Source organism: Lactobacillus sp. MRS-253-APC-2B (assembly GCF_012843675.1).
GTDB lineage: Bacteria > Bacillota > Bacilli > Lactobacillales > Lactobacillaceae > Limosilactobacillus > Limosilactobacillus pulli.
The window spans coordinates 1-11,771 of record NZ_JABAFO010000029.1; the positions used below are offsets into that span (position 1 = coordinate 1).

The 11,771-nt window shown below is 45.3% G+C and carries 9 protein-coding genes; 4 read left to right on the forward strand and 5 right to left on the reverse strand.

Translation table 11 applies throughout. The features are described from left to right. Positions 1 to 126: 126 nt before the first annotated feature. Complete coding sequence (locus HF864_RS08995; protein ID WP_169462654.1) at positions 127 to 792, reverse strand: type 1 glutamine amidotransferase; 666 nt, start codon at positions 790 to 792, stop codon at positions 127 to 129. A 424-nt stretch (positions 793 to 1,216) separates the two neighbouring features. Further along, positions 1,217 to 2,260, reverse strand: a complete 1,044-nt coding sequence (locus tag HF864_RS09000) for an aldose epimerase family protein (protein ID WP_169462655.1) — start codon at positions 2,258 to 2,260, stop codon at positions 1,217 to 1,219. A gap of 216 nt (positions 2,261 to 2,476) precedes the next feature. Here HF864_RS09000 and HF864_RS09005 point away from each other — a divergent pair, with 216 nt between their 5' ends. Further along, complete coding sequence (locus HF864_RS09005; RefSeq protein WP_169462656.1) at positions 2,477 to 3,043, forward strand: TetR/AcrR family transcriptional regulator; 567 nt, start codon at positions 2,477 to 2,479, stop codon at positions 3,041 to 3,043. A 119-nt stretch (positions 3,044 to 3,162) separates the two neighbouring features. On the opposite strand, the gene hflX is transcribed toward HF864_RS09005, so the two are convergent. The 3 genes from hflX to HF864_RS09020 form a co-directional block, all read right to left on the reverse strand. Continuing rightward, a complete protein-coding gene (gene hflX, locus HF864_RS09010) occupies positions 3,163 to 4,443 on the reverse strand; it encodes a GTPase HflX (protein ID WP_169462657.1) in 1,281 nt (426 codons plus the stop codon). Positions 4,444 to 4,474: 31 nt separating this feature from the next. Next, positions 4,475 to 5,122 carry a histidine phosphatase family protein gene (locus HF864_RS09015; protein WP_169462658.1) on the reverse strand — a complete coding sequence of 216 codons (648 nt, stop codon included), beginning with the start codon at positions 5,120 to 5,122 and terminating at the stop codon, positions 4,475 to 4,477. A gap of 79 nt (positions 5,123 to 5,201) precedes the next feature. Further along, positions 5,202 to 5,849, reverse strand: coding sequence for a VTT domain-containing protein (locus HF864_RS09020; RefSeq protein ID WP_169462659.1), 648 nt, complete (start codon positions 5,847 to 5,849; stop codon positions 5,202 to 5,204). A 177-nt stretch (positions 5,850 to 6,026) separates the two neighbouring features. Here HF864_RS09020 and helD point away from each other — a divergent pair, with 177 nt between their 5' ends. From helD to coaA, 3 genes are all read left to right on the forward strand, one after another. Then, entirely contained in the window at positions 6,027 to 8,327 is a 2,301-nt protein-coding gene (gene helD / locus HF864_RS09025) for an RNA polymerase recycling motor HelD (RefSeq protein WP_169462660.1), read from the forward strand. Positions 8,328 to 8,491: 164 nt separating this feature from the next. After that, positions 8,492 to 10,585, forward strand: a complete 2,094-nt coding sequence (locus tag HF864_RS09030) for an LTA synthase family protein (RefSeq protein WP_169462661.1) — start codon at positions 8,492 to 8,494, stop codon at positions 10,583 to 10,585. 152 nt (positions 10,586 to 10,737) lie between these two features. Then, a complete protein-coding gene (gene coaA / locus HF864_RS09035) occupies positions 10,738 to 11,661 on the forward strand; it encodes a type I pantothenate kinase (RefSeq protein ID WP_169462662.1) in 924 nt (307 codons plus the stop codon). Positions 11,662 to 11,771: the final 110 nt, after the last annotated feature.

Sequence of the window (11,771 nt, forward strand, 5' to 3'; positions counted from 1 at the left end):
CTGGCTGCCTAATAAAAATTTTTATTCAGTTTACAAGTAATTAATATTCAATTCCAGCTTTTTGGGTACACACCAAACCAACAGCTTTTTTGCTGCATTAATGCTTCAAATAGGACAGACGGCAGTTCATTCGTTGATCCAGTCCAAGATTTTAAACATGGTCGCGGCATTTTCTTTAGGTACGGGATGAGCAATAATCTCAGCCGGCGTTTGATTAAGAATCGAACCGGCTGCATACTCGCCATCATTGACAACGATCTCACGGACGTTATCGGCTAATGGCTCAAAATGAAACTGCAGGCCAACGACACGATGGCCGTAGACAAAGCCCTGCTCTCTTAGGCCAGCCGATGAATAAAGCAATTTAGCTCCCGCCGGAATGGTAAACATCTGCTGGTGCCAGTGTAAAACGGTTGAGGTTTCAGGCAAGCCAGGGATGACGCCACTCTTTTTGGATACCGGCGCCCAGCCGACTTCTTTGACTGGTGAGTCTTTGACCGTGGCGCCCAAAGTCATAGCCAGCTGCTGGCCACCAAAGCAGGCACCAAACATTGGCTTGTCTTGAGCCAAGAGTTCCTTGATCAATTGCCGTTCTTTTTTGATCCAGTTCAGATCATCGTTGGGACTCATGGGACCGCCTAAGATCACCAGCATATCGGTTTCATCAGCCTTGGGCAGCTTGTTGAACTGGGCAGGATGATAAACGTAGATCTCGTGGCCGCGCTGGTGCGCCCATTCACTGATCACGCCGGGGCCTTCGTTGGGGGTGTGCTGCAAGATATTGATTCTCATTAATCGATCACTCCTTATATAGACCCTATTCTATAGCAAAACCGACAGTCTGCAAGACAGGCTGTCGGTTTTTATCAAATTGAATTAGTTTGGAGTCAACCACCATCGGCTAAAGTCGATGGCTTGTGGGCAAACACCCCGATATTGAGTGTCTGAACCACAATTTGCATAGATACGGACGATTTACTCAAACAGCCGCAGTTGCTTGAGCAGTGATCATCTAATTACCAATGCCTTTTACGTCCCCAGGTTGCCATAGAGACGATATATCAATAGTTGTTAGATAGTCAGTCCTATAATGCTGTAATACTCACTTTGATTCTCAGTGATGCAGCTACTAAGTTAATTACTATCTACAAGGATTATATCATAGTAGGCCTATCCATCCCATGACTAAAGTCAAGGGATTTCCGGCTAGACATAATTAAAATTCAATTGCGTATACGATGCGGTGGTGGGCTGACTTGCCAGGCCGCAGGGTAATGTCACCGAATTCTGGGTGGTGCGGCGTATCAGAAAGCGTTTGGGCTTCCATTGCCAAAGCACACCATGAAGCACTTGGCCGGTTGAACTTAAGCGAACTGTCCATGCCGTTAGCGGTGTACATAACCAGACCGTTGCGATCTGAGTACAGCTTCATCTTGCGACCGCTGGCAGGATCAGATAACACGGCAACGGGTTCGTGGTTGACGTTTGTACTTGGTTCAACTTGCCAGATGTCATCAAAGCCGCCTTCTTTGGTGTCCTTCATTTCGTTTAAGGCATCGCCCAAGCGACGAGGAGTCTGGAAATCAAATGGTGTCCCGGCGTTAACCAGCTTCTTGCCAGTTGGAATCTTTTCGCCATCAACATCCAGATGGAACTTGGAATTGACCTGCAGTACTTGATCTTCAACGGTGGCCACGTCAGGATCGCCTAAGTTGAAGTAGGTGTGAACGGTTGGGTTGAATAAGGTGTTGGCATCCGTTTCACCGTCCAGATCGATCACAACTCGGTTATCGTTGCTCAGTGAGTAGGTGACCGTAACCTTTTCATTGCCAGGGAAGGAGTCGATTTCAGGCGTCATCGTCTTGGTCAAAACGACTTTAACGGTGTTTGGCGTCGTAACGGTTTGCGCATCAAAGAATTGGTTGCCCAGGCCATTAGGACCACCGTGAAGCGTATTGCCGTTTTCGTTGGTGTCAACGTGGTATTCTTGACCATCGATCGTAAACTCACCTTTACCCAAACGACCGGCAACCCGACCAATCACACGGTTGTTGCACATGCCGTTGTCGGTGAAGTGCTCAATGTCAGCAGCACTTAAAACCAAGTTGACACGCTTGCCATCTTTGCCAGGAACTGAGATTTCCTGCAAAAGGCCGGCATAGTTCAAAACGCTGACCTGCATGTCTTGATCGTTGATAAGCGTGTATTTTTTGACTTCTTGACCTTCAAAAGTACCAAAACTGCTTTCTTTAATTTCCATAATTTAATCCACCTCTTAAAAAGCAAACGTTTTCATAGAAAGATTGTACCATATTCTGCTAGATTGTGATAAAAAATGCTAAAAATAAGACAAATTAAAAAAACACAATGATTGAACTGTCTTGTTAAAGGACTATAATATTAATAAAAATATGTTGTTTCATAAAGCAACGTTTTATAATCTAAGCACAATCTCAAGATAGAAAGGCCAATTTTAATGAAAATGAATCGAACTGTTCGAGATTTCCAAAATGCATTGGAAAGCCTATTAAAGACCCACCAATTTGAACATTTGACGATTGATCAAATCTGTAATGAGGCACTCTTGCATCGCAGCAGCTTTTACCGTTATTTTCATGACAAGTATGACTTGTTGGAGCAAACGATCAATACGCGCTTGAATATTTTGATTGAGCAATCAGATCGTAATGAAGATGAGTTTGTTGAGATCATTATCAAGTATGTTGGAGACAATCGCGAGATCTTTCGTAATCTGACTGATAGCAGCTCGCATAGCTCGTTATATGGCGAGATTATGAAGATCGTCAGTGAGATTTTGCTCAAGCAGCGTCATGATGCTGAAAACAATGATACGATCACACTGGCGCTGAGAAATTCCAAGAATCCGGAAATGCTGGCTTATATTATGAGCGGCTCGATTCTGGGGGCTTTCTACTGGTGGCGTCAAAACAACTATGAGGTTCCACAGCAGGATGTGATTGATTTTGCCAAAAACTCAATTCATGCAGTTTCAAATCACCTTGGACACAATAGCGTAGACTAGTCATTTTAGCCCGGGACAGCTTGGGGTCAGAGATTAACTGCTTATAGACAAATGCAGTAGCCGGCTGGTAATTCAAAGTAAAAAGCTCTGACACCGATGTTGATCGATGCCAGAGCTTTTTATTTGGTAATGACGTAGCGTTCAAAACGTGCGTAGTCTTGGGGCGACATCTCGACTTTCAGCCGCGTGCCGTCATTAAGGTACTCGGTTTCTAAAATGTTGCAGTTTTCATTGATGTAGGAAACCGTTCGTCCATCGGCAAATGGAATCAAGAGGTCAGCCTGCACATAGTCTTTGAATAGATGGCGGCGCAAGGACTGGACCAAGAGCTGAATGGATTCGTCATCCTTAGCCGAGATGATGATGCGGTTATCGCCTTCCATGACTGGATATTCAAACTCAGTCTGATCAGCCTTATTAAAGACGTAGAGCATCGGAATGTTTTCAATGCCGATCTGCTTGAGCGTTTTTTCAGTCGTGCGCATCATAGCTTCGTAGTTGGGGTCGGAATAATCAATAACCTGGATTAAAAGGTCAGCACTCGCAGCTTCAGCTAGCGTTGATTTAAAGGCTTCAATCAGATGCGTTGGTAGTTTACTGACAAAACCAACCGTATCACTAAGCAAGAAACGTTTTTGATCCGGCAGCGTCAATTGGCGTACGCTGGTATCCAGGGTAGCAAACAGCATGTTTTTTTCAAAAACCTGCTTTTCTTCGGAGATTCCAAAGCGGCTGACTAATTGATTCATGATGGTTGATTTACCGGCATTAGTATAACCGACCAGGGCCGCAGTTGGCGTATCGCTTTTTTCTCGTTTAGCCCGTTTGACGTCTTCTGATTTGGCGATTTCTTTTAATTCAGCCCGCAGATGGCTAATCTTATGGTTGATCGTACGCCGATTCATTTCCAGCTTGGTTTCACCGGCACCACGGTTGGTAAAGCCGGCCCCGCCACCGGTTTGCTGATCAAGCCGCTGGTTGGCAGCCGTCTGTAGGCGTGGCAATTGGTATTGCAGCTGGGCAATCTCAACTTGAATTTTGGCTTCACGGCTCTTGGCGCGCTTGGCAAAGATTTCTAGAATCAGAGCCGTGCGATCCAGAATGCGGACGCCGGTTTGATCGGCCAGATTCTGCAGCTGACTTGGCGACAGCTCGTCATTGGCAATAACCGTGGCAACCTCTTCAGCCTCAGCTAGACGACGCAGTTCTTCAACCTTGCCGGAACCGAAGTAGGTGGCGGAGTTGGGACGGTCCAACGACTGATCCAATCGATCGATAACTTCCATTTGATTGGCTTCAGCCAGAGCAGCCAATTCCTCCATGGAGTATTCATAGTCTTCCTGATCCATATTGAGACCAATGATGATTACCGGTTCAGCACTTTGTATATTATTGTCCATTAACAGAAAGTTCCCCCTTTTTAGCAAGGTTTTATTCAGGCAAGCTCAGTTGATTGTAAAAGACGATCTCGGTTTGATCTGGGGTCAAGGAAAGTTTGGTGATGCTGCCGTTTACGGGTGCTTCGTTGGCGAGTGTCTTGTCTTTAGCGTAACGACTAACGATTGACCGGATGGCGGCACCGTGGGAAACAACGACCGCCGTGCTGCCATCGGGAAGATTGCGCAGCCGGTCTAACCCCTTATCCATGCGCTGCCAAAATTCAGCATCGTTTTCGGCCAAATGGAATGGGTCAGCTGCTTTGGTAATGTCACGGGCTTTTTCAACAGAATACTTGCTGACCAGTTCGTCGTAGGAACGGCAAAGACCAATATTCATGGAAGCCGTAGCTGTGTCCTCGCCTTCGAAAAAGCCGAAAAAAACTTCTCGGAAGGATGAATCAGGTTCTGGATGAACGATCTTGGTTGGATGGCTGGCAGCCAGCAGTTCTGCCGTCTTGACCGTACGGCGCATATCGCTGCAGAAAAGGTAGTCAAAGTCAACGTCAGCTAGCGCTTTACCAACTCGTTTACCGTCTTCGATACCTTTTTCAGTTAGCGGTGCATCTGACCAGCCTTGATATTTATGAAACAGATTCAAGTAGGTTTGACCGTGTCGAACGAAATAAACATTTACTGCCAAAGGAAAAAACCTCCATTATTCTGTACGTTGTTTAGTATTCAGTTTACCATTATTCCACGGTAAATTGTACGAAATTGCGTTAGAGGTTGCGTTCAATAATATGCCGACGGATCTGCTTGATGAGATTGAAAAAGACGGCCGGTAAAGATCCGCCGATGACCAGCCCCAGCAGCAGCGTTGAAAAATGGGCCTGCACGAATGGAATGCTGCCAAGATAATAGCCAGCCAAGGCCCCTGAAGCAACCCAAATGGCGACACCTAAAACGTTGCCAAGCATGAAACGGGCAAAATGATATTTGGCAATGCCTGAGATCAGTGGTACAAAGGTCCGAATCAATGGAATAAAACGGCCAAAGATAACAGCCCGTAAGCCATATTTGGCAAAGAAGATCTTAGCTTTTTTCATGGTTGGACCAGCCAGTCGTTGCTCTAGCCAGGGCCATTTGATCAAGCGAGTACCGATCAAATAGTTGAGCGTATCGCCCAGGACGGCAGCGATGAAAAAGCCGGGTACTAAAATGCTCATTTTGACCTCGGCACCATGCAAAGCAGCAAAAGACGACGTGACAAAGATCAATGATTGACCCGGCAGCCATGGGAAAACGATCAGGCCAGTCTCCATAAAAATCAGGCCAAATAAGATGACGTAGGTCCAGCTGCCCAGTGAATTGAACAGGGGGAGGACAACTTGAGGAATGTGCGTCAAAGCATAAAAAAGCGATGACAATATCTCCACCTTCAAATCAAATTTTAAAATAATTCTAGTCTTCTTGAACTATTTAAAACAGGCAAAAGACGACAAGTTAAGCAAACCTTATGCAGGCAAGCCTAAAAAACGGAATCGTAACGCAAAAAATGTTATAATTCTAAGATTAGATTTTCAAGACAGGAAGGATGTTCAGGTTTGACAGAATCAATCCAACAATACGAACAGCATCATTTGGATCATGTCGTTAAAGAGGTTCGCAAGGCTGAAGAAAAAGCCAGCGGCACGATTGAAAACGCCAAACGGGATGTAAAGGGCCTGAGTAAGCAGTTCAATGATATCCATATGAATACCACAACCTATTCAGGAATGATGGATACGGCTATGTCTGTTCGTGCTCAGCAGCAGATGCTTGATGAGCGTGAAAACAGTTGGCAGCATGCGGCTGATCGTCTGAGTACGCTCAAACGCTTAGAGGCCAAGCCATATTTTGCCCGCATTGACTTTTTAGAAAAGGGTGCGCAAAAACCAGAAACTATCTATATCGGACTGGCATCATTCTCTGATCGGCCAGACCACTTTTTGGTATACGACTGGCGGGCACCGATTTCTTCAATTTATTATGACGGCAAGCTGGGGCCGGTTAGCTATGAGACACCGGTTGGCAAGCAGGAGGTTGATGTCCGTCTTAAGCGGCAGTTCCAGATTGAGGATGGGACGATCGTAACGCTTTACGATACCGATGAGGCTGTGACTGATCAAATGCTGCTTAGTGCCTTGGGAACGCATTCCAGCACCAAGATGAAGAGCATCGTTACGACTATTCAAAAAACGCAAAACGAGATTATTCGGGATGCTAAAGACGAGCTGCTGTTTGTTCAAGGGGCCGCCGGTTCAGGTAAAACGGCCGCCGTCTTGCAGCGTGTGGCCTGGCTTTTATATCGCTACCGTGGCAATCTGACGGCCAGCCAGGTGGTATTGTTTAGTCCCAATCAGCTGTTCAACGACTATATCGACCAGGTGCTACCTGAATTAGGTGAGCACAATATGGTCCAGATGACTTATTTCCAATACGTCAATCGTCGGGTACCAAGACTGCACGTACAGACGCTGCAGCAGCGCTTTGAGAGCAGTCAAGCAGAAGTTGATCAAAATATCAATCGCCTTTTGACCAGTCTGAGCAGCTTCAAAGCCGTTGGTATCTACGCCAAAAGCTTGGGGCAGCACGGTCTGCGTTTTCGTAATCTGATGTTTCATGGCAAGCCGTTTTTCAGTAAAGATCAGATCAAAGAAATCTACTATTCGTTTAATCGCAACTATAATCTGGGCAATCGACTGGATGCGACCAAAGAAGCGCTTGATCATCAGCTGCGCAGTCGAGTTGGTGGGGCGATGCGCTCCAAATGGGCAGAAGCGGCTGTCCAAAGTTTAAGTAAAGAGCAGATGGATGCAATGATGAACGATCGGCCACGCGAGTTTGAATCCGAAAAACAGGAATACAATTTCTATGCCAAGCAGATCGTCTTAAAGGAGTTTGCACCGATTCATCGAGCAATCCGCCATAACATGTGGATTAACATCAATGCTCAATATCTGCTGTTTTTAAAAGCACTGCCTAAGCTGGTTGACTTAAAGAAATTTGATCTGACTGAGCAGCAGTGGGCTGATTTTATCGAAAAAACTACGCAAAGCCTCAAACAGCGTCAGATCAGTGCGGCTGGCATCTCAATCTATCTATACTTGTACGACCTGCTAACGGGCAAGCGCGGTGAGCGTGACATTCGCTACGTCTTTGTCGATGAGGTTCAAGACTATGATGCCTTTCAGCTGGCCTATTTGAAGTTTAGCTTTCCCAATGCCCGCTTTACGCTTTTAGGAGACCTTAACCAGGCAATCTTTACCGGTGCCAACAGTCGTCAGTTGCTGCGACAATTAGGAACCATGTTTGATCCCGAAAAAACCAAGGTAGTTCAATTAACCAAGTCATATCGCTCAACCAAGCAGATTACCGACTTTACCAAGCATGTACTCAAAGATGGTGAAAAGATTGAGGCCTTCGAGCGCCAAGGCGAGCTGCCAAGCATCTATCAATTGGCTGACGTAAATGCTGCCACGTCACAGATGATCTCGGTGTTAGAGGAATACCAAAAGCAGCATGATGCAGTTGCGATCATCGGCAAGACCTTGTCAGATAGTGAGCAGATCTATCAGTTGCTGACAGAACAAGGCATCAAGGCAACTTTGATTCGGACCGAGAATCAGCGACTGGTTGATGGCATCTTGGTCGTGCCATCATACCTGGCTAAAGGACTTGAATTTGATGCAGTCATTGTTTGGGATGCCAATGAACAAAAGTACCGTGGCGATGGTGAGCGACAGCTGCTCTACACGATCTGTTCGCGGGCCATGCATGCATTGACGATCATCAGCGTAGGTCAGGCCAGTCACTTGTTTGATGATGTGCCAGCCTCTGAATACGAACTGATTGACAAAAAGTAGTCAAGAATATGGACTTGATTGGGATTGAATGTATTTGAAAACAACTCCAAACATGTTGTTAAAAAATTCCAAACATTTGTTAAAAAACGTTGAATAATTGCAACGGCTGGGGACCTTTTATTGTATGATATCTAATGTTGATATTTTTTGATGGAGGAAAAACTATGAAAACAGCGTTGCAGAAGGTAAGACGTGGCTTGAATACTAAGCTGGGCTTCTTTCTTCTCACGGTGCTCTTGTTTGCGATTAAGAGTTACTGGGCTTATAAAACCAAGTTTAACTTGGGACTTTCCGACAGTATGCAGCAGTTTTTGCTGGCGTTTAACACTTTGCCTGGGGCTTTGGTCTTTTTGGGCATCGCGCTTTATTTCCGCGGCCGACTCTCATACTGGCTGATGATTCTGATCAACTTTTTGCTGTCAACCTGGCTGTTTGCCAACATTCTCTATTACCGAGAATTTTCCGACTTTATTACCTTTAACATCATCAAAGGTTCTGGAGCAGCCTCAAACAACCTGGGCAAGAGTCTGATGGGCATCATCAAGCCAACCGACTTTTTAGTCTACTTAGACGTCATCATTTTGATCGTCTTATTGGCTACTCACTTTATTCGCATTGATATGCGCTACTTTAAGATTCGTTATGCCATGACGATTACAGCAATCGGCTTTGTGCTGTTTGGGGCCAACCTGGCCATGGCCGAAAAAGATCGTCCGCAGCTTTTGACGCGGACTTTTGACAACAATTACATTGTCAAGTATCTGGGACTGCAGGCCTATACGATCTATGACGGCGTTAAGACTACGCATAACAGTGCAGTTAAAGCCAAGGCCAACAGTAACGACATTAAGCCGGTATTGAAGTTCTTAAAGAAAAACTATGCTTCGCCAAACATTGAATACTATGGTAAGGCCAAGGGTAAAAACATCATCATTATCCACCTGGAAAGTTTTCAACAGTTTATGATCGACTACAAGTGGAAAGGTGAAGAGGTTACACCTAATTTAAACAAGCTCTACCATGCCAGTGATACGATTTCGTTTGACAACTTCTTTAACCAAGTTGGTCAAGGTAAGACTGCCGATGCGGAACTGATGCTGGAAAACTCGCTGTATGGTCTGCCAGAAGGATCGGCCATGGTTACTGATGGGACGACGAATACGTTCCAGTCGGCACCAGCTTTGCTGGAACAAAAGCTGGGCTATTCTACGGCCTCATTCCACGGTGACGTGCCTAGTTTCTGGAACCGTGATAATGCCTACAAGAGCTTTGGCTACCAGTACTTCTTCAGTAAGGACTATCTGCCAAAAGTCAAAGATGAAGACATGGGTTATGGGGTCAAAGATAAGCTGTTCTTAAAGGAATCTGCTTACTATCTGGAACAGTTGCCACAACCGTTCTATGCTAAGCTGATCACGGTTTCGAACCACTATCCTTACATCATTGATAAGAAGAATACTTCGATCAAGTCGTGGAATACCGGTGACAGCACGGTTGATCACTATGTTCAGACGGCCCGCTACTTGGATGAATCGGTGGGCGAGCTGCTCAACTACTTGGATTCAACCGGTTTGCGCAAGAATACGATGCTGGTTTTATATGGTGACCATTATGGTATCTCCAACAACCACAAGGCCGCGATCGCTCAAATTCTGGGCAAGAAGTCCGTTGACAACTACGATTTGGCAATGTTCCAGAAAGTACCGTTCATGATCAACATGGAAGGCTTAAAGGGTGGCGTCAACCATACTTATGGCGGTGAAATCGACGTCTTGCCAACCATCGAGGATCTTTTGGGCATCAGTTCCAATAAATACGTTCAGTTTGGTCAGGACCTGCTTTCTAAGAACCGCAACCAGATCGTGCCGTTTAGAAATGGCGACTGGGTAACCAATAAGTACACCAAGTACAATGGAGACTACTACTACACCAGCAGCGGCAAAGAGATCAAGTCGCCAACCAAGGCCCAAAAGGCTGAGTTTGCTAAGATTCAAAAGTACGTTACGACCGACTTGGGACTGTCCGATAAAGTCGTCAATGGCGACCTGTTGCGTTTCTACAAATTGAAAGGCTTCAAGACGGTCAACAAGAAGAACTACTCGTACACGCTGAAGAATGGACTTAAGCAGCTTAAACAGGCGCAAAAGAAGAGCAAGACCAGCCTGAAGAGTCAAAACAACGACCAATCAACGCTGGATCAATACACGACCGATGCACCTGAATTAAAGGGCGTTACTTTGAAGTTCCCAACTAAATAACCAAAAAGCTCAGTCAAAATGGCTGGGCTTTTTATTTTAACGTAGGGTTTGGACATAAATGATACGATTTGTTTTAGATTTGCGAACGTTTTCACCTAAGATTGCCGGTTGTGATAAAATTAAAGGAAATTTGATAAAAAGGATTCAAAAAGATGGATGAATGGCTGAATTATGATCGTTTTGATCGTGAAACCTGGCATAGTTTTTTCCCATATGGCAAAACTTTCTTAACCCAGGAAAACCTTGATGATATTAAGTCGCTCAATGACCAGATTTCGCTGACAGATGTACGCGAGGTCTACCTGCCTTTAATTAAGCTGATTCAGCTGCAGTATCAAAACTACCTGCAGATGCAGCTGCAGAAGATGACTTTTTTGCGAAAGCCAATGCGGCGAATACCTTATATTATTGGAATCGCTGGTTCAGTGGCAGTCGGTAAGAGCACTTCCGCGCGATTGCTGCAGATTTTACTGAAACGTTTGATGCCAGATAAACAGGTTGAGTTGATTACTACTGATGGCTTCATCTACCCCAATTCAGAGTTGGAAAAGCGGGGAATCATGGCGCGCAAGGGATTTCCGGAAAGCTACGATATGGAGAAGCTGTTGACGTTTTTAAATGATGTCAATGCTGGTAAGGATTACGTGCAGGCACCAATCTATTCGCATAGTGTCTATGATATTATTCCTGACGAGTACCAGGTAATTGAAAAGCCAGACGTCTTAATCGTTGAGGGAATTAACGTCTTACAGCTGCCAACCACGCAGCGGATCTATGTTAGCGACTTTTTCGATTTCGCGATTTATATTGATGCCGAGCCGGAATTGATTGAACAATGGTACCTAGAACGGTTCGGCATGCTTTTGGACACGGCTTTTCAAGATCCAAGCAACTATTACTACCCTTACACAAAGGGCAATCGTCAACAAGCCTTTGCGATGGCGCGGGAAGTGTGGGATACGGTTGATCTGCCTAATCTGCGCGATTACATCTTGCCAACGCGCAATCGGGCTGATGTGATTCTGCATAAGGCCGAAAATCATCATATTGATCAGATTTATCTACGTGAAGACTAAAGAACGCTATAATTTTAGGCGAGAGGACACCCGAACTTGTTCGGGTGATGAATCGCCCCGACAAAGCACCGAAAAGGTGCTTTTTATTTGGCTTTCGTTTCCTATGGTTG